A 19,765-nucleotide genomic window follows, 5' to 3' on the forward strand; every position below is an offset into this window, starting at 1 on the left:
CCTCCGGTGCGGTAGTGAGGACGAGCCGGGCGCGGCGGGGCGGGTGTCGTGCTTCGGGGTGTGCTGATCCACGGCTCCGGCGCGGGGCGCCGGTCCGGGGAGGTATGGGGTTGTGGTGCGGTTCTGGCTCAGCAGGTGGACTCGGCGGGTGGACTGAGCGAGTGGACTCAGTGGGTGGAGAAGACGCTCTCCCTGGCGGTGGCCAGCGCCGCCTGCAGGGCGCCGACGACCACCGGTGAGCCTTCGACGGTGCTGATGAGCAGGCGCGGCCGGGGCACGGCAAGCCCGGTCAGTTCCTCCTGGACGAGGGCGCGCAACGGCTCGCCGCCCGCCTGGGGGATGTCGCCGCTGAGCAGGACCAGCTCCGGGTCGACCACCGCGACAATCGCGGCGAGCCCGGTCGCGAGCCGTCGCGCCAGCGCGGTCAGGACGGCGTCGTCGCCCCGTCCAGCTGCCTCGACAGCCCTGGTCACGGCCTCGGGCGCGGTCCTCGCGCCGATACCGTGCTCCTTGGCCAGAGCCAGCACGGCGGGGGCGCCGGCCAGCTCCTGGAACCCGCCGGAGTTCTCCCGGCGGACGTTGCGTACCAGCGGGGCCCCGGGCAGCGGCATGTAGCCGACCTCGCCCGCGCCCCCGGTGTGGCCCCGGTGCAGCTTCCCGGCGAGCACGATGGCCGCGCCGATGCCGTCCTCGACCCAGAGCAGGACGAAGTTGTCCACGCCGCGGGCCTGGCCGACGCGCTGCTCGGCGATCGCCGCCAGATTCACGTCGTTCTCCAGGGCCACCGGGACGCCGAGCCCCTCGGTCAGCTCCTCCAGCAGCCGGGGCGAGTGCCAGCCCGGCAGGTGGGGGGCGTAGCGGAGCTTGCCGGAGTTGGAGTCCATGGCGCCCGGAGTGCCGATCACGACCTGGCGCAGGACCCTCCGGTCGAGACCGGCGGCGTTGGCGGCGGCGTCCACGGCCTCGCGGACCCGCTCGACGGTCCCCGTGGCCTGGCGGCCGGGGGTGGCGTGCCGGTACTCGGCGACGACCTGGCCGGTGATGTCCGCGATGGCGACGCGGATCCGGGCCGGGTTGACGTCGAGTCCGGCGACGAAGGCGGCTTCGGGGTTGATCTCGTACAGCTGTGCACCGGGACCGGGGCGGCCGGCGGTGGTGCCCACGGGAACCACCAGACCGGCGCTCTCCAGCCGCGCCAGCAGTTGCGACGCCGTCGGCTTGGACAGGCCGGTGAGCCCGCCGAGCTGGCTGCGGGACAGCGGGCCCTGCTCCAGCAGCAGCTCCAGCGCGGCCCGGTCGTTGATGGCGCGCAGGAGGCTGGGGGTGCCAGGCTGTGCGGGATTTCCGTTGCCTGCGGCGGTCATCGCCCTCAACTCCTCACGCCGGACTCTCGATGTCGGGGGATATCATCCAGCAGTCCCGCATCTGAACTAATAGGAAACTTTCCTAACGGTGAGCAGGAACGTACGGCCTCGGGGAAGAGGCTGTCAATGGCCTGTCGGCGCTCGGCGGAGTCGGCAACCGAAGCGTTACCTCCCGGGAACGAGGCCGCCCCCGCCCGGGGATCCGGGCAGGGGCGGCTGTGGGTGTTCTGGGGGCAGTTTTTCGGGAGGCGGAGGCCTACTTGTTCATCCCGTGGTCCTGCTCGTGATCGGGCTGCGGCAGTTGCTGCGCTAGCGGTATCGGCGCGGCCGAACGCGACTGCGCCGACATGGGGTCACCCAGCGCCGAGGGGGCGGCGACGTCGACCGACGCTGTGGAGTCCGCCGTCCGGGCCGCGGGCAGGGCCGCTACCGGGCCGATCCTGACGCCGCCCTCGTCCAGCACCGCCTTGATCCGCCGCCGCAGCTCGCGGGCGACCGGCAGCGCCTTGCCGGGCATGGTCTTCGCGGCGACCTGCACCACCACCGAGTCCACGCCCAGCGAGTCCACGCCGAGCACCTTCACCGGCTCCCAGAGCAGCTCGCTCCACGGCTCGTCCTTGGCCATCTCCTCGGCCGCGCCGAGGATCAGCTCCTCCACCAGCGCCAGGTTCTCGTGGTAGCCCACCGGGATCTCCACGGTGGCCGTCGACCAGCCCTGGCTCATGTTGGCGATCCGCTTCACCTCGCCGTTGCGGATGTACCAGATCTCGCCGCTCGCCCCGCGCAGCTTGGTCACCCGCAGGCCGACCTCCAGCACCGTGCCCGAGGCCACTCCGGTGTCGATCTGGTCGCCGACGCCGTACTGGTCCTCAAGGATCATGAAGACGCCGGAGAGGAAGTCGGTGACCAGGTTGCGCGCGCCGAAGCCGATGGCCACCCCCGCCACACCGGCGCTGGCGAGCAGCGGCGCGAGGTTGATGCCCAGCACCGAGAGCGCGGTCAGCGCTGCCGTGCCCATGACCATGAACGAGGCGACGCTGCGCAGCACCGAGCCCATCGCCTGGGAGCGCTGCTTGCGCCGCTCGGCGTTCTCGAGCAGGCCCGCGATCAGCGCCGGCTGGTGGTGGTCCCCGCGGCCGTGGGCCATCCGGGTCACCATCTTGCTGATCATGGTGCGGATCACGGCGCGCACCACCAGTGCGATCGCCATGATGAAGAGGATCTTCACCGTGCCGGTGACCCAGGCTTCCCAGTGGCTGCTCAGGTAACCGACGGCCTGACCTGCACTGTTCGTGGCCGCGGTCAGCGACGGGCTGGGGGTGGGAGTCTGCGTAGCCATCAGCACACCCTACCGAGACCTGATGCCGTCTCGGACGCACCGAGCCCCAAGCGCGCCGCATCCGAGGGTCGCTCAGGTGTACGAAGAACCCTCGCCCGTCAGGCCGGAAGTGCAACAGCGGAAGATCCGGGGCAATAAGGATGTGGGGCAGGACACACCGGCCCTGTTCTCCTGGATTGCTGGCGCAGCGGGGAAGCCTGCGGCGACACTGTGAGGAGATCGCCAAGCGATTCATGTGTGACCGGCACGAAGTCCACCCGGACTGCGTGCTCGTCCCGGCGCGAGCCACGCGCCGTCGGCGTATAGGGAGGCCTTCGTGCCGCATGTCCTGGTCCTCAACGCATCGTACGAGCCACTCGGTGTCGTATCGATGCGCCGCGCCCTCGTTCTCGTCCTCGACAAGAAGGCAGTCAGCCTTGAGGACTCCGGGGTACTCATGCACAGCGCAACCAGCGCCCTCGCGGCGCCGTCCGTCGTCCGACTGACCCGTTTCGTGCGGGTCCCTTTTCGTGGTCCCGTTCCGCTGACCCGCCGCGCGCTGTTCGCTCGCGACGGGGGCCGGTGCGTGTACTGCGGTGGCGTCGCAACCAGCGTCGACCACGTGGTGCCGCGCAGCCGGGGCGGCCAGCACCAGTGGGACAACGTCGTGGCGGCCTGCCGCCGCTGCAACCACGTCAAGGCCGACCGCCACCTCGCAGACCTCGGCTGGCGCATGAAGCGCCCGCCCGCCCCACCGACCGGCCTGGCCTGGCGGATCATCGGGACCGGCCACCGCGACCCCCGCTGGCGCCCCTACCTGGAGCCCTACGGCTCCCGGGAGGAGGTCTCCCACGTCGCCCCCGACGTCCCTCCAAGGGAGGCCCCGGCCGAACAGCTCTCCGCCTAGGTCGCCCTAGGATGCTCGGCCCGGGCCCAGCACGCGGCAGCGAACATCGCCCTCCGACCCGCCCCAGCGGGAACCGGGGGGTGCTGTCGTTTCCGGCGGCGTTCCGGCGGCGTTCCGGCGCTCACCTGACCAGGCCAGGCGGGGGAGTGGTCGCCGAGGCCGGCGGCGGGGACGAGGCGCCGGGTGCGGCCGTGCCGGTGGGCGCGGGCGTCGCCGAGGGGATGCCGGTCGGCCCGGGTGCCGGTGTGGTGACCGGCGAGCCGCCCGCGGGCGGGGGAGTGCTCGTCGTGCCGGGGGAACCCGCCGTGCCCGCTGGTCCAGCGACGGCGTAGAGCTCGACGCCGAACAGCGAGTAGCCGAAGCGGGTCGCCCGTTGGACGCCCTGTATCCGGACGAAGCGCACGTTCGTCGCGCTGAAGTGCACGGTCTCGTCGCCGCCCTGGCCGTTCAGCACCGTCGTCGCCGTGGTCCAGCTCACGCCGTCCGCCGAGGTCTCGATGCGGTACTGCGCCGCGTACGCGTCCTGCCAGTGCAGCACCGCCTCGCCGAGCGTCGCGGGCTGGGCCAGCTGAAGCTGCACCCAGGCGTCGTCCTTCGCCGGCGAGGACCAGCGGGTCGCCGGGTCGCCGTCGTTGATGTTCGACGCCGGGAAGGCGGAGGTCTCGTCGCCCGAGGAGGTCGCCGTCGCGGCCGGCGCCAGGTCCGGACCCGCCGTGCGTGGATAGACGTGCACCTGCACCGTCTGGCTGACGGCGTGACCGCTGGCGGTGAAGCTGATCGGCACGATGTACGACCCGGGGACGGTCCCAGCCGCCGCCGTGAAGCTCAGCGGCACCGCGAGCCGGCCACCGCGAGGGAGGGTCACCGCGCCGGGCGTCGTGATCGCCAACCTCTTGAGCCCGGGCGGCAGTTCTGCCTTCAGCGTGCCGGACGCGCCGGTCACCCCGAGCGCCTGCAGCACCCCGGACAGTGTGGTCGGCGCGCCGCCGATCTCGACGTCCAGCTCCTGCCGGGGCAGTTGCAGCGCGGCCACCGGAGCGTCCGCGTACCAGGGCACGACCTGGTAGACCACAGGCGGTGGGCCGCCCGCCGCCCAGACCAGCCGGATCTGGTCCACCGGGACCTTCGCGTCGGTGGGCAGCTCGGTGTAGCCGTCCCGCAGCGCCCCGAGCCTCACCCAGCCCTTCCCGGCCTGGAACACCTCCACCCAGCCCGCCGAGGGAACGGTCGGGTCGGTGAGCACCACCACGCGGTTCAGCGGGCGCGCCGCGCCCAGCGCCACCGTCAGCGCGTCGCCCGCCTGCGGCGGGGCGACCGCCCGGTAGGCGGTGTTGAGGTCGCCGTCGGTCACGTTGGAGGCGGGAAAGCCCGGCTGTCCGACCGGGCCGCCGCTGACGGTCGCGCTGGTCGCGCTCGGAGCGGTGACGGTGAACTCGCGCACCGCCACCGCGCTGGTCTGGGTCGCGGTCGCGCGCAGCCGCAGATAGCGGGCGACGGTGCCTGCCGGGAGCATCGCGTCGACGGTCTTCTGGCCGTGGTACGCCGCGATCCGGTGCCAGCCGCCGTCGCCCGTCGAGTACTCGAGCACGGCGTCATGAAGGTAGTCGTCGGCGGCGGTGGGCGAGTCCGGGCCCGCCCCCATCTCCACCCTGACCTCGCCCACGGGCTGCGCGCTGCCCAGGTCCAGACCCACGCTGTCGTCGACCTGCGGCGGCGCGCCGCTCCAGTAGAACGTGCTCTCGGCACCGTCGACCATCAGCGAGGGGTCGTGGTCCTGGGCGGTGGTCATGGTCGTGGTCGGAGTGACCGGGGTGTCGCCGATACCGGCCCAGCTGTTCGACGCGGCGAGTGCGCGCTTGAGGAACCCGTCGAGCACGCCCGCACCGACGCTCACCTGCGACTGGGCCAACTGCTGGACCAGCCCGCGCAGCCGCACCCGGTCGTTCCAGGCCGCCGCACTCGAGCCCGCGCGCTGCGCCGTGAGCATGTCCACGGCCGCCTGACCGGCCTGACCGTAGGCCGAGAGCTGCGCCAGCCAGGAGGCGTCCTCGCCGCTCAGCGCCCCGCCGTCGGCCGCGGGCAGCGCGGCCGAGGCGAGCGTGGTGGGTGCCTGCGCCATGGTGGTGAACGCGGCGCGCAGCGCGGCGGCGGCGTCGGGCCGTCCGAGGGTCGACCAGAAGTCGGCGATGAGCGGACGCAGGTACGCGGACTCCGGCTGGCCGCTCGCTCCGGACTGCGCCGACTGTCCGGACTGCGGCGTCGACTGCCCCGATTGCGCTGACTGCCCCGATTGATCCGACTGCCCCGACTGTGCGCTCTGCCCCGACTGTGCGCCCTGCGCCGGGGAGGCGCTGTTCCCCGCCAGCGCCGCGAGCGCCGCCGCCGCCTCGGGCTGCCCGGACGCCAGGTTACGGGTGGCGGCCTGCCAGGATGCCTGCGGATCGTACGCGTTCGGATTCCACGCGAAGTCGGCCGAGGTGAACAGCGGGATCCGGGAAGCGATCGGCTGCTGCATGGCGTTGACGACCAGTGCCGCGGAGCCGGTCGCCACGGTCGCGTCCCGGCCCTGGTAGGGGCCGAGATAGAGGCGGCCCGGGGCGGAGTCGTTCACCGCGGAGTTGTCCTGGGTGACCAGGGGATGCCCGAACGCCTGCTCCGCGGCGGTCACCTGAGCCGCCGTGATGGCGGAGGGCTGCACGCCGACGCCGGTCCAGGCGACCTGCACGGAAGGGGACAGTGCCTTCGCCAGCGCCGTGCGGTACGGAGTCGCTCCGTCCTGGTAGTACTCGGTGGGCAGCAGCGTCAGCGGGGCCGCGCCGGGGTGCGTGTCGAGAAAGCGACTGATGACCATGTCGACCAGGTCGCTCTGGGCCCGGGCCATCGCGGCAGGCCCCTTTCCGTACTTGCGGAAGTCGGCCATGCAGTGCCAGTGCGCGAAGCTGCTGTCCTGGAACTGCAGCTGGAAGGAGCGCACGCCCAGGCCCCACAGCGACTCCAGCTTGGCGACCAGCGCGTCCTGGTCCTTCAGTGAGGTGAAGCAGACGGACCCGCCGAGCGTCAGGGCGTATCCAAGCGTCACATGGTTGAGCGCCGCTTCCTGGGCCAGGGCCCGCAGCTGCGCCTGCTGGTCGGCGGGGTACTGGTCACGCCAGCGGGAGCTGCGGTAGGGGTCATCGCCCGGGGCGTAGAGGAAGTAGTTCTGCTTGGTGCGACCGAGGAAGTCCACCTCGGAGAGGGTCTGCTGAGCGGTCCACGGTGTGCCGTAGAAACCTTCCTCGGTTCCGCGCACCGCGGTCGTCGGCCAGTCCGTCACCCGTACGCCCGGCAGTACTCCGCCGTGCGGCCCGCCGACGACCAGCTGCCGCAGCGACTGCGCGGCGTTGAACGTGCCGTCCGCGTCCACCCCGGCGAGCACCACCGCACCGGAGGATCCGCCGGTCACCGGAATCCGACCGGCCGCGAGGACGTAGCCGCCCGCGGGCAACCCGGCCGGGCTGAGCGGAGGTTCCGTCCCCCCGGCGGCGGCCAGCCCGCGCAGCGCGCGGTCCGCCGCACCTCCCGCGCCCTCGGCCAGCCCGCCGACGTAGACGGTGAGCCCGCCCGGCGCGGCCGTCGGCTCCACCGGTGACACGTCGACCTGCTGCGCACCGGCTGCCCTCAGCGCCTCGCGCACGGCCAGGACGGCTCCGGCGTCGGCCTTCGGCGCGGTGACCAGGGTCACCAGCGCGGGTACGGTCACGTCCTGCCCGTACCCCTCCTCGGTCTGAGGGCGGGGAAAGATCTGAGGCAGGGTCACCTTGCCCGCCGCCGCGCCGGTCCCGCCCGCCGCTCCCGTCGCCTTGGCGGTTGCGGCGGCGCCCGGTTTGCCCGTCGCCCCGGCCGTGGCCTGCCCCTGCCGGGGCGCGGCCGCCCACGCTCCCTGCGTCCCGGTCACCATCCCGCCGACCACCGCCGCTACCGTCAGCGCCGCGCTGGCGCGAAGCGCCGCCCCACGGCGGTGCGTACGCGCGGCCGACAGGCGTACCCGCGCGAGCAGCGGTTCGGTGCCCTTGAACTCGGCGATCAGCCGGTCCGCCGTCTCCGGCGCCAGCCGTCGCACGGTACGGGCAGCCGTGCGGCGCGCGCTGAGCGCGGGGCCGGAGTAGATCACTGAATGCAGTGCGGAGCGGTGCTCCAACTGCCGTCGAAGGCCGCTGCCGACGGTGGCGGGGAGGGAAGGCCGGTGGTCCACGCGGTCTCCTGGTGCCTGTGATCAGTCAAAAGATGAGCCGAGGCGCTAAGACCATCAGAGAGGCGTGTTCACTGTCAACGAGCCGGTATGCACAGGGCGTTATGTCCGATGAGTCCAGGTATCGCCGATGTGTTCCGCGGCGCCCGATCGGCCACGGTGCTCCCCTCCGCAGTCGGTCCGGGCTACCCGCGACCACCCCATCGGGCGGTGTCGGCACACTCCACCCGGGGGTAGGAGGAACGGCGGCGGGGGCAACTCGGCCTGTTCGACCGCGAAACCGTCGAACCGTGTGCGAACGTCGATCCCGTCGAACAGAGCGACCGTGCGACCGTCCCGCTATCCACGTTGCGTCGAAGCGCCGAGGAGCCCCTGTGGCCACTGCTTCCCATCCGTCCGCCGGCCCCTCCATGTCGCCGGAGGGACAGGCACCGCCGCCCGTGCTGGTCGAACTCGCCCGGGCCTACGGCGTCGACACCGTCTTCGAGGCCCATGACGGGCCCGTCGCGATCCGCGCCGACACTTTGGTAGCGGTGCTCGCGGCCCTCGACATCGACGCCTCCACCCCGCAGAGCGCCGCCGACGCGCTCGACAGGTTGCACCACCGCACGGCCGCCCGCCTCCTCCCGCGCTGCGTCGTCACCCGCGCCGGGCAGAGCCGCGACCTGACCGTCCCGGCCGAGGCGGAGGTCTGGATCGAACTCGAGGCGGCGCCCGCGCGCACGGCGGACCACGGGCGCACGCGGGACCACGGGCGCACGCGGGACTACGGGCGCACGGCAGACCACGGGCGCAGTCTCGACCACTCCCGCACGCTGGACCGCGGGCGCATCCCGGCCGACCTGCCGACGGGGCGGCACACCCTCTGCGCCCGCCTCGGCGACCGCGCCTCCGCCGTCCCGCTCGTGGTCGCCCCGGCCCGCCTCGCGGACGTGCCGTCCCGAAGCTGGGGCTTCCTGGCCCAGCTCTACTCGGTCCTCTCCCAGCGCTCCTGGGGCATGGGCGACCTCGCCGACCTCGGCGACCTCGCGCAATGGGCAGGCCACACCCACGGCGCCGGGTTCGTCCAGGTCAACCCGCTCCACGCAGGCCTCCCGGCGACACCGGGCCACGCCAGCGACCCCTCCCCCTACCGGCCCTCCTCCCGCCGCTTCGCCGACCCTGTCCACCTCCGCGTCGAGGCCGTCCCCGAGTACCCGTACCTGGACCCCGCCGACCGCGACCGGGTCGTCGCCCTCGCCCAGCGCGGTGCCGCCCTGCGCGACGCCGTGCTGCTCAACGACGGACTGATCGACCGCGACGCCACCTGGGCGCTCAAGCACGAGGCGCTGACGATCCTTCATGCCGTACCGCGCAGCCCCGGCCGCGAGGCCGCCTACCGCGCCTTCGTCCGCCGCGAGGGCCGGACCCTGGACGCCTACGCCACCTGGTGCGCCCTCGCCGAGGTCCACGGCACCGCCTGGCGCTCCTGGCCGGCCGGGCTGCGCGACCCCGGCAGCGCCGCCGTCCGCCGCGCCGCCGCCGAGCTCGCCGTCCGGGTCGACTTCCACCGCTGGCTGTCCTGGCTGGTCGACGAGCAACTCGCCGGCGCCCAGTCCGCCGCGCGCGACGCGGGCATGACGGTTGGCCTGATCCACGACCTCGCCGTCGGCTGCCACCCCGAGGGCGCCGACGCCTGGGCCCTGCAGAACGTCCTCGCCACCGGGATCTCCGTCGGCGCCCCGCCGGATGCCTTCAACGCCCACGGCCAGGACTGGGGCCTGCCGCCCTGGCGTCCCGACGCCCTCGCCGACGCCGGGTACGCCCCGTACGCCGGGCTGCTCCGCGGCGTCGTCCGGCACGCGGGCGCGCTGCGCATCGACCACGTCATGGGCCTGTTCCGGCTCTGGTGGGTGCCCGAGGGCCGCCCGCCCACGGAGGGCACCTACGTCCGCTACGACCACGAGGCGATGCTCGGCGTCCTGGCCCTGGAGGCGGACCGGGCCGGGGCGGTCGTCATCGGCGAGGACCTGGGCACCGTCGAGGCGGGCGTGCGCGAGGAACTCGCCGACCGCGGCATCCTCGGCACCTCCGTGCTGTGGTTTGAACGCGACTACAGCGACGACGCGAAGGGGACGCCGCTGCCGCCCGACCGCTGGCGCGAGCAGTGCCTCGCCACCCTCACCACCCACGACCTGCCCAGCACTGCCGCTCGCCTCAGCGGCGAGTACGTCGAACTGCGCGACCGGCTCGGCCTGCTCGCCCGTCCGCTGGCCGAGGAGCAGGCCGAGGCTCAGGCGGACTGCGAGGAGTGGCTGGGCGAACTCGCCCGCGAGGGACTGCTGTCGGTGTCGCCGTACGGGGAGGGTCCGGCCGCGGACCTCGCCGGGCCGGTCGAGGGGGACGATCGGCCCGAGGTCCTCCCCGAGGCCGTCGCCGCCCTGCACCGCTACCTGCTCCGCACCCCGGCCAGACTCGTCGGAGTCTGGCTGCCCGACACGCTGGGGGACCCCCGGCCGCAGAACCTCCCGGGCACCTCCAGCGAATACCCCAACTGGCGCCTCCCGGTCGCGGACGCCGAAGGCAGACCGGTCGGCCTGGAACAGCTGACGCAGTCCCCGCGCACGGCGGCCCTGGCGGCGGTGATGAACGAGCCGGACGACGGGACGGCCCCCGCCGCCCCGTCGAGGTGACGGAGCGGCAGGGGCCGAAAGCGAGACAGACCGGTCGGTCTGGACGTCAGCGCGTCGCTGCCGCCCGGTCGGCCGCCTGGGCGCGCAGCGCCCGCTCCACGCCCGAGCGGGACTCGACGACCATCCGGCGCAGCGCCGGGGCCGGTTCGGCCTCGGCCAGCCAGGCGTCCGTCGCGTCCAACGTCGCCTGCTCGACCTGGATCGAGGGGTAGAGGCCGACGATGATCTGCTGGCCCATCTCGTGCGACCGCTGCTCGAAGATGCCCTTGACCGCGGCGAAGTACTTCGCGGTATAGGGGGCCAGGAGCTCCCGCTGGTCCGTCTGGACGAAGCCGGAGACGACCGCCTCCTGGACGGTGTTGGTCAGCGTCTCCGCCTCCACGACCGAGGCCCAGGCATCGGCCTTGGCCTGCTCGGTCGGACGGGCGGCGAGGCAGGCCGCGGCGTGCTGCTGGCCCGCGGCGGTGTTGTCGCGTACCAGCTCGGCCTCCACGGCGGCCGCGTCGGCGCGACCGGTCGCGGCGAGCCGCTCCAGCAGCGTCCAGCGCAACTCGTCGTCGATGGCGAGCCCCTCGATGGTGACGCTGCCGTCGAGCAGCCCCGCCAGCACGGAGAGGTGCTCGTCGGTGCGGGCCACGGAGGCGAACGCCCGTGCCCACGCCAGTTGGTGGTCGCCGCCGGGCGCGGCGGCCCGCAGCAGCTCCAGCGCCGCGTCGGCGTACCGGGCGAGGCCCTCGCCCCGCCACGCCGGATCGGCGTACATGTCGAGCGCCGCCTTCAGCTGGCGCTGCAGCGACTGGACCACGCCGATGTCGGACTCGCGTCCGATGCCGCTGAGCACCAGCGCCAGGTAGTCGCGGGCGGCCATCTCGCCGTCGCGGGTCATGTCCCAGGCGGAGGCCCAGCAGAGGGCGCGCGGCAGCGAGTCGGTGAAGTCGGCGATGTGCGCGGTGACGTTCGCCAGCGACTCGGAGTCCAGGCGGACCTTGGCGTACGACAGGTCGTCGTCGTTGAGCAGCACGACCGCCGGGCGCTTGCGACCCGCCTGCACCGGCATCGACGTCAGTTCGCCGTCGACGTCCAGCTCGATCCGCTCCCTGCGCACCAGCGCGCCGCTCTCGTCCAGGTCGTACATGCCGACCGCGATGCGGTGCGGGCGCAGCACAGCCGCGCCCTTGGCGCCGGCGGGCAGCGCGGGAGCCTCCTGGCGGATGGCGAGTGAGGTCATCACACCGTCGGCGTCCACCTCGATCTCCGGCCGCAGGACGTTGATCCCGGCCGTCTCCAGCCATGCCTTCGACCACGCCTTGAGGTCACGGCCGGAGGTCTCCTCCAGCGCGCCCAGCAGGTCGGACAGGCGGCTGTTGCCCCACGCGTGGCGCTTCATGTACGCCTGCACGCCGGCGAAGAACGCGTCCTGGCCGACGTACGCCACCAGCTGCTTCAGCACCGAAGCGCCCTTGGCGTAGGTGATGCCGTCGAAGTTGACCTGCACGTCCTCCAGGTCGTTGATCTCCGCCATGATCGGGTGCGTCGAGGGCAGCTGGTCCTGCCGGTACGCCCAGGTCTTCATGGAGTTGGCGAAGGTCGTCCACGCCTGCGGCCAGCGGCTGCCGGGCGCGTCGGCCTGGCAGAGGATGCTGGTGAAGGTGGCGAACGACTCGTTCAGCCAGAGGTCGTTCCACCACTCCATGGTGACCAGGTCGCCGAACCACATGTGCGCCAGCTCGTGCAGGATCGTCTCGGCGCGGCCCTCGTACGCGGCGTCCGTCACCTTCGACCGGAACACGTACTGGTCCCGGATGGTCACCGCGCCGGCGTTCTCCATCGCGCCCGCGTTGAACTCGGGGACGAAGAGCTGGTCGTACTTGCTGAAGGGGTAGCGGGTGTCGAACTTCTCCTGGAAGTAGTCGAAGCCCTGCTTGGTGACCTCGAAGATCGCCTCGGCGTCCAGGTACTGCGCAAGCGAGGGGCGGCAGTAGATGCCGAGCGGCACCCGCTGCTCGCCGTCCGGCCCGACGTACTCGTCGGACACGCCGACGTACGGGCCCGCGATCAGCGCGGTGATGTAGCTGGAGATCCGCGGCGTCGCCGCGAAGCGGTGCAGCTCGGTTCCCTCGGCCTCGCCCTTCTCCGGCTCGGGCGAGATCTCGTTGCTGATCACCTTCCACCCGGTGGGGGCGGTGACGGTGAACCGGAACGTCCCCTTGAGGTCCGGCTGCTCGAACGACGCGAACACCCGCCGGGCGTCCGGGACCTCGAACTGGGTGTAGAGGTACGTCTGCTGGTCGACCGGGTCGACAAAGCGGTGCAGGCCCTCACCGGTGTTGGTATAGGCGCAGTCCGCGACCACGCGCAGCTCGTTCTCGGCCGCCAGCGAGGGCAGTTCGATCCGGCTGTCGGCGAAGACGGCGGCGGCGTCGAGCGCGGTGCCGTTGAGGACGACCTCGTGCACGGTCGGGGCGACCAAGTCGATGAAGCTGGACGCGCCTGGAGAGGAGGCCGTGAAGCGGACCACGGTAGTGGACCGGAACGTACCCCCCTCGCGGGCGGTGCTCAGGTCGAGCTCGATGTCGTACGCGTCCACGTGGAGGAGCTCAGCCCGGGTACGGGCCTCCTCACGGGTCAGGTTGGTGCCAGGCACGCTGCGTGACTCCTTCGTCGGGTTCTCTCAGCGGTGATCAGCGGTGATCAGCGGTGATCGCTCTGCTCGCTATCTCGGCATCCTCCCACGTCGGACGACTGCACGAGGCGGCTACCGACGAGGCGCGGGCGGCCTCCGTCGAAGGTGGGCACCGGCGGCCTATCGTCGTGTTCATGCACACGCTCGTCAGTACCCCCGCGGGGGACGCCCGGATCACCTCCTACCCGGTTGCGGGCAGGTCCGGGCCCGCCAAGGCGCTGCTCGCCCTGGGCCACGGCGCGGGCGGCGGCATCGAGGTCCCCGACCTGCAGGCACTCGCCGCTGCCCTGCCGCCGCTCGGGATCGAGGTCGCCCTGGTCGAGCAGCCCTGGCGGGTGGCCGGAAAGCGCATCGCGCCCGCTCCGAAGACGCTCGACGTGGGCTGGCTGCCGGTCGCGGCGCGGCTGCGCGAATCGGGCGCGCCGCTGGTCGTCGGCGGACGCAGCGCCGGCGCGCGGGTGGCCTGCCGCACGGCGGCGGAGACCGGCGCGGTCGGCGTCCTCGCGCTGGCGTTCCCGCTGCACCCACCGGGCAAGCCGGAGCGCAGCCGCGCCGACGAGCTCCTCGCCTGCCCGGTGCCGACCCTCGTCGTCCAGGGCGCCACCGACCCCTTCGGCAGCGGCGCGGAGTTCCCCGAGCTGCCGCAGCACCAACGCCTGCTCGCGCTCCCGTACGGCAACCACGGGTTCGCCGTCCTCAAGTCGGCGCCGATCGACGCGGCCGCGCTGCTGGCCCAGATCACGGAGGCTGTGGGGGAGTGGGTGCTCGGGCTGCTCTGAGCGGGGGCCGTCCGGCTGGTGGGGGGTGCCGTGTTGCCAGTCAGCGTGGTGAGGCTAACCTAACCCCGCCGCACTTCTCCTGGGCGGAACCACCGACCATCTGACTCAAGGGACGCCCCGTGTCGTCTGCCGAGATCGCGCTGCTGGGCGCCATCGCCGGGTTCACCATCTTCCTCGGCCTCCCCCTGGGCCGCCTGAAGAAGCCCATGCCCAGGCTGCGCGCCATGCTCAACGCCACCGCCATCGGCATCCTGGTGTTCCTGCTCTGGGACGTGCTCGACCACGCCTGGGCCCCGATCGACGTGGCGCTCAGCGGTCACCACTACGCGACGGCGTTCGGCAACGGCGGCGTGTTCTTCCTCTGCTTCGCCGTGGGCCTGGTCGGCCTGGTCTACTTCGACGCATGGATGGCCCGCCGCACGGCGGCCGTCACCGAGCTCGGCGAGGCCCAGCGGACCGGATCGCGCTTCCGCACCCTGTCGATGATGATCGCGGTGGGCATCGGGCTGCACAACTTCGCCGAGGGCCTGGCCATCGGCAGCTCCGCCGCCTCCGGCGAGCTCCAGCTCGCCGTCCTGCTCATCATCGGCTTCGGCCTGCACAACGCGACCGAGGGCTTCGGCATCGTCGCCCCCCTCGCCGCCGAGGGCACCCGCCCCTCCTGGGGCCGCCTCGCCCTCCTCGGCCTGATCGGCGGCGGCCCGACCTTCCTGGGCACGGTCGTCGGCGAGCACGTCACCAACGACACCCTCTCCATCGGCTTCCTCACCCTCGCGGCGGGCTCGATCCTCTACGTCGTCATCGAGTTGCTCGCGGTCGCCCGCAGGAGTGCCATGAAGGAACTGGTCACCTGGGGCATCCTGCTCGGCGTGGCCCTGGGCTTCGTCACCGACGCGGTAGTGACCGCCGCCGGCGCCTGACCGCTCGGCCGCGGCGACACGGCTGCACCCCCTCTGTCCCTCTGCAACTGACCTGCGGATCCAGCGAATGGTGCACCGAGGCCGGTAGGGGGGTCTACGGAAGACTTGTTGTGTTCCTTATGATGTCAACTGCTTGTGCGCCTCTCGGGGCGGCGTCGGCACTGTAGGCGAAGGAACGGGGAGCGGACGATGAGCGGGTACGAGGTAGACCTCGGTTACTTGAAGGCGACGGTCAGCAAGCTGCAGGGGGTCGTCGACGGCATGAACGACACCCACAACAAGGCCAACTACGAAACCATTCTGACGCGGACGCAGGTGGGCTCCGAGGCGTTCGGCGAGGCCGGCACGCTCCACGCAGCGCACGACACCATGCAGACGTCGCTGACTGCGATGATCAAGACGCTGCAGACCATGATCCAAGAGTTCGCGGACAAGACGAACCACGTGCACAACACCTATTCGCAGAACGAAACCAACACCGCTGGCAACTTCGGCAAGTAGTGACGACGGCGACGGACGCTAGGGGGAGGGGTCGGATGTGACCGACTACGGGTACGGCGAGGCGCAGTTGCAGGCTTCCCTCGCGCAGCAGCAGGCGGACGCTGACGCTGAGTGGAAGAAAGCGATGGCCGCCAACGCCGGAGGGCATTCCGGTGCGGGCGGGTTCTCCACGGACTTCGAGACGGCCGGCGGACTTGTTGGCCTCCGCAAAATGATCACGGATGCGGATCCGAACGCGATGCACACGGTGTCCGGCCGCTGGACCAACGTCCACCAGGCCTTGCAGGCCACCGCCGACGAGCTCGGCACGCATGTCAGCAGTTGTCTGCAGAACTGGACCGGCCCGACTGCAGACGCTTTCCAGAAGAACGCACAGGATCTGCACACGAGCCTGACCAACGGTGCGCAGTACGCAAGCGGTACGTCGTCGGCACTTTCGGATGCGGCAATCGCGCTAGCGACGGCACAAACGAAGATGCCGCATGAGCCGAGTACGTGGGCGAAGATGTCTCGTGCCCTGACGAGTGAGCGCCAGGACTGGCAGTTCAAACAGGATGCGGCGCAGCACGGGTTGGACTGGGCGGTTCAGCACGACGGATCGCAGTTGTCCGCGTTGGAGCAGGCGCATCAGCAGGCAGTCGTGGTGATGGAGGAGTTGGGGACCAAGTACAACAATGCTGCGGCGCAGATGCAGCCGCCGCAGCAAGGCGGGGGAAACGGCGGAGTCTGGCCGCCTCCTCAGCCACCGCCACCGCCACCGCCCGTGCGACAGCCCAAGGGGACTGTCCCGGCATCCCCCGGACATGCGGGCCTGTCTGGCGGCGCTGGTAGCGGTAGTGGCACGGTGAAGCCGATTCACGGCGGCTACATGCCAGAGTCGCCGATTAAGACGACTCCGATCACTGTTCCCCCACCCGGCGGTGGACTTGGTGGAGGAGGGGGCGCTTCACCTGTCCCGCCCCCCGGCAGCACGATCGACGGGCACGGTGGTCCGACCACTGGTGTCGGCGGAGGTGCCAGCGGCGGCTACGGCAGTGGCGGCGGCTATGGCGGCGCTGGCGGCGTTGGGTCCGGTGGCCTCGGCCATGGTGGCGGCATGTTCGGCGGTGCAGGTGGCATGGGTCTTGGGGGTGGAGGTCGGCTGAGCGCCAACGCTCGCAGTCTTTCCGGCGGACTCGCTGGCGAGGGCCTCGCGGGCGGTGCGGCTGGGGAGGCTGGCCTGGTTGGCGGCGCTGCAGGGAGTACCGAATCTGCCAGCGAGATGGCCGCGAATGAGGCGAAGCTCGCCGCTGGCGAAGGTGCTGGCAAGGGCGCCGGTGCGGGCATGGGCATGGGTGGCATGGGCGGCGCCGGGCGCGGCAACAACAAGAAGAAGCGCAAGGGTCGTGCGGCGTACCTCCTTGAGGATGAGGAGACCTGGGAGCAGGACGCCACGCCGAACCCGCCGGTGATCGGCTAGCGGCCGCCAGCAAGAGACGATGGAAGACCGAGTAGTGTCCTGATGGCCCTGCAGGGGTGACCTGTGGGGCCATCAGTATTGAGCGAGCGAGGTGGATTGCATGGGCTTCACGCAAGCATTGCGTGCGGTGGGCGGGGCGGTGCTGGCGGGGGCCTTGGTCATGTCGGCCGCGCCTGCGGCGAGTGCGAACGATGGAGCCCGGGCGGCGGAATGGCCGTTGACCGAGTACGGCGCCACGAAGGACGTCTGGACTCACTCGACGGGCAAGGGTGTCACTGTCGCGGTCATCGACTCCGGCGTTCGCGCGACTCATGTTGATTTGACCGGACAGGTGCTCCAGGGGACCGACTACGTCCACGGAGGAAATGGTCAAACTGACTATGCTGCCGATGGGCACGGAACTGGCCTCGCAAGCCTAATTGCCGGGCATGGACACGGCTCCAATGGTGATGACGGAATCATGGGCCTTGCTCCTGGCGCAAAGATTCTCCCCGTGGGAGTCGGGACAGACGCGGATCACGCTAAGGACCACACTTCACTAGCCATCAGGTATGCAGTGGATCACGGTGCTTCCGTCATCAATATGTCCTTCGGCTCGGTCTATTCGAAGTCCGATGACGTTCAGGCGGCGGTCGCCTACGCCGAAGCGCACAACGTTGTGTTGGTGGCAGCAGCTGGAAATTCCGGAATGGAAGAGGATGATTATCCTGCTTCCTATCCCGGGGTTATCTCTGTTGGAGCTGTCGACCAAAATGCAAGCTTGTGGGGTCGGTCCGCATACGGCTCGCATCTCACGGTCGTCGCGCCCGGTGTCGGCATCGTTCGAGACGGTTCCGGCAGCGATGCTCAGATGTACAAAGACGATGGCACCAGCTACGCAACGGCGTACGTCTCCGCCATCGCTACCCTGATCCGTTCCGCGTACCCGCATCTGACGCAGGGCCAGGTCGTCAACTACATCATCAAGGGTGCCAAGCTCCCGGCCGGGGTCGCGCAGCATGACCCGCACTGGGGGTACGGCATCGCGCGGCCGAACCAGTTCGACAAGTGGGCGACGATGGACCCCGGGCCTGCGGCGGGGCCGTTGCCGCAGGCGACGGGGGCGGCGGCCGCTGCGCCGACGCAGGGAGGGACGCAGCCCGCGACCGGGCTGGCGAGTGGCAGCGCGAAGTCGTCGTCCGGGACGATCGTGTTCGCGGCGGTCGGGGGCGTGGTGCTGATCGTTCTCCTCGTCGTGATCGTTCTGATCGTGTGGAGGAAGAACAAGAACACGCGCGGTCCTGGTGGGCCAACCGGTCCTGGAGGCTATGCCCCGCAGCCGCCGCTGGGCGCGGGCGCGCAGGGACAGGCCTACCAGCCTCCGTACCAGCCGCAGCAACCCTTCCAGCAGCAGCCTTATCAGCCGCCGTACCAGCAGCCCCAGCAGTCGGTCTACCAGAACAACCCGTACGCACAGCCGCCTCAGCCCCCGCAGCCTCCCTACGGGGGCGGCAATCCGCAGGGCTGACCGCCGGCGGTTGGTCCAGGTGGCGCGGAGAGCGTGCGAACTGCTCTGCGCCACCTGCCCGGAGTCCGCTCCTGCAAAGGCGTCGCACCTGGTCAGAGCTGGTAGATCAGCAGTGGCTGCAAGGGGATTCGTCTGCCACCGTGGGCTCATGGAGCAGCAGCCGCACACCCACGATCACGGCCACGACCACGAGCACGACCACCCCCACGACCACCCGCACCCCCGCCGCCGTTTCCCCCGGCTCCGCCTCCCGCACGTCCTCGCCCCGCACAGCCATGACTCCGCCGACAAGGTCGACCGCGCCCTCGCCACCTCCGCCGACGGCCTCCGTACCCTGTGGCTGTCCCTCGCCGTGCTCGCGGCCACCGCTGCCGTGCAGCTCGCGGTCGCCTCGGTCAGCCACTCCGTGGCGCTCCTCGGTGACGCCGTGCACAACGTCGCGGACGCGCTCACCGCGCTTCCCCTCGCCGTAGCGTTCCTGGTCGGCCGTCGCGCGCCCACCCGTCGGTACACCTACGGCTACGGGCGCGCAGAGGACCTGGCCGGGCTGGCCGTGCTGGCGGTCATCGCGGCCTCGGCCGGCTTTGCCGCGTACACCGCGGTCGAGCGGCTGCTGCACCCGCGCCTCGCCACCGACCTCCCCGCCGTCGCGGCTGCGGCGCTGGTGGGGTTCGTCGGGAACGAGTTGGTCGCGCGCTACCGCATCCGTACCGGGCGGCGGATCGGGTCGGCGGCGCTGGTCGCGGACGGGTTGCACGCACGGACCGACGGGTTCACCTCGCTCGCGGTGCTGCTGGGCGCGGGCGGTACGGCGCTCGGCTGGGGTCAGGCGGACCCCGTGGTCGGACTGCTGATCACCGTCGCTGTGCTCCTGGTGCTGCGGGATGCCGCTCGCGAGGTGTTCCGACGGCTGATGGACGCGGTCGACCCGGCGCTGGTGGATGCCGCGGAGGGAGCGCTCGGCGCGGTCGGCGGGGTGCGCGCGGTCGGGTCGGTGCGGCTGCGCTGGGTGGGGCACGGGTTGCGCGCCGAGACGGAGATCGCCGTCGCGCCCGAGCTGACCGTCGTCGCCGCCCACGCCGTCGCCGTCGAGGCCGAGCACACGCTGCTGCACGCCGTTCCCCGGCTCACGGCCGCGACAGTGCACATCGACACCGTGACTGTCGACACGGTGCAGAAGGGCCACGCCGAGGCGACCGCACCCGGCCACCCCGGCCACCCCGGAGACGCCCGCACCGGCGACCCGCACGCCGTGCTGGCGCACCACGCATCCGCCTGAGCCGCAGTCAGGATCCCTCTCTGTCTACGGGGCTTGACCTGGAGTCGACTCGTGCCGCCCGGGACCAACCTCTACCGGCCGGACGGCGCCTGGCGCCCGCCGGTGCTGGCCGACACCGCGCGACGTCGGCGGCCGCTCGCGGATCGCG

General features: G+C 71.7%; 12 protein-coding genes. 8 read left to right on the plus strand and 4 right to left on the minus strand.

The genetic code is table 11. The annotated features are described in order from the left end of the window. Positions 1 to 167: 167 nt before the first annotated feature. Both ABIA33_RS26310 and ABIA33_RS26315 read right to left on the minus strand, forming a co-directional pair. Positions 168 to 1,364 carry an ROK family transcriptional regulator gene (locus ABIA33_RS26310; protein ID WP_370084990.1) on the minus strand — a complete coding sequence of 399 codons (1,197 nt, stop codon included), beginning with the start codon at positions 1,362 to 1,364 and terminating at the stop codon, positions 168 to 170. 256 nt (positions 1,365 to 1,620) lie between these two features. Then, positions 1,621 to 2,703, minus strand: a complete 1,083-nt coding sequence (locus ABIA33_RS26315; protein WP_370084991.1) for a mechanosensitive ion channel family protein — start codon at positions 2,701 to 2,703, stop codon at positions 1,621 to 1,623. A gap of 316 nt (positions 2,704 to 3,019) precedes the next feature. Here ABIA33_RS26315 and ABIA33_RS26320 point away from each other — a divergent pair, with 316 nt between their 5' ends. Further along, a complete protein-coding gene (locus ABIA33_RS26320; protein ID WP_370084993.1) occupies positions 3,020 to 3,589 on the plus strand; it encodes an HNH endonuclease in 570 nt (189 codons plus the stop codon). A gap of 121 nt (positions 3,590 to 3,710) precedes the next feature. Here ABIA33_RS26320 and ABIA33_RS26325 read toward each other — a convergent pair whose 3' ends face one another. Beyond that, entirely contained in the window at positions 3,711 to 7,820 is a 4,110-nt protein-coding gene (locus ABIA33_RS26325) for a beta-N-acetylglucosaminidase domain-containing protein (RefSeq protein WP_370084994.1), read from the minus strand. Between the two features lie 407 nt (positions 7,821 to 8,227). On the opposite strand from ABIA33_RS26325, the gene malQ reads away from it, so the two are divergent. After that, positions 8,228 to 10,489 (plus strand): 4-alpha-glucanotransferase, encoded by a 2,262-nt coding sequence (gene malQ / locus ABIA33_RS26330; protein WP_370085094.1) that lies wholly within the window; start codon positions 8,228 to 8,230, stop codon positions 10,487 to 10,489. Between the two features lie 46 nt (positions 10,490 to 10,535). Here the strand turns inward: malQ and pepN are convergent, their stop codons facing one another. After that, positions 10,536 to 13,133 carry an aminopeptidase N gene (pepN, locus tag ABIA33_RS26335; protein WP_370084995.1) on the minus strand — a complete coding sequence of 866 codons (2,598 nt, stop codon included), beginning with the start codon at positions 13,131 to 13,133 and terminating at the stop codon, positions 10,536 to 10,538. A 173-nt stretch (positions 13,134 to 13,306) separates the two neighbouring features. Here pepN and ABIA33_RS26340 point away from each other — a divergent pair, with 173 nt between their 5' ends. The 6 genes from ABIA33_RS26340 to ABIA33_RS26365 all read left to right on the plus strand — a co-directional run bounded on the left by ABIA33_RS26340 (position 13,307) and on the right by ABIA33_RS26365 (position 19,617). Next, entirely contained in the window at positions 13,307 to 13,951 is a 645-nt protein-coding gene (locus tag ABIA33_RS26340; protein ID WP_370084996.1) for an alpha/beta family hydrolase, read from the plus strand. Between the two features lie 119 nt (positions 13,952 to 14,070). Beyond that, entirely contained in the window at positions 14,071 to 14,871 is an 801-nt protein-coding gene (locus ABIA33_RS26345; RefSeq protein WP_370084998.1) for a ZIP family metal transporter, read from the plus strand. Between the two features lie 189 nt (positions 14,872 to 15,060). Beyond that, on the plus strand, positions 15,061 to 15,372 hold the full coding sequence (locus ABIA33_RS26350) for a hypothetical protein (RefSeq protein WP_370085000.1): 312 nt from the start codon (positions 15,061 to 15,063) through the stop codon (positions 15,370 to 15,372). 37 nt (positions 15,373 to 15,409) lie between these two features. Beyond that, entirely contained in the window at positions 15,410 to 16,831 is a 1,422-nt protein-coding gene (locus ABIA33_RS26355; protein WP_370085002.1) for a WXG100 family type VII secretion target, read from the plus strand. Between the two features lie 100 nt (positions 16,832 to 16,931). Further along, the gene (locus ABIA33_RS26360; protein ID WP_370085004.1) at positions 16,932 to 18,338 is read left to right on the plus strand and encodes a S8 family serine peptidase; all 1,407 of its coding nucleotides are present in this window, start codon (positions 16,932 to 16,934) and stop codon (positions 18,336 to 18,338) included. A 148-nt stretch (positions 18,339 to 18,486) separates the two neighbouring features. After that, the gene (locus ABIA33_RS26365; RefSeq protein ID WP_370085006.1) at positions 18,487 to 19,617 is read left to right on the plus strand and encodes a cation diffusion facilitator family transporter; all 1,131 of its coding nucleotides are present in this window, start codon (positions 18,487 to 18,489) and stop codon (positions 19,615 to 19,617) included. Positions 19,618 to 19,765 lie beyond the last annotated feature (148 nt).

Source organism: Streptacidiphilus sp. MAP12-16 (assembly GCF_041262165.1).
Lineage (GTDB): Bacteria > Actinomycetota > Actinomycetes > Streptomycetales > Streptomycetaceae > Streptacidiphilus.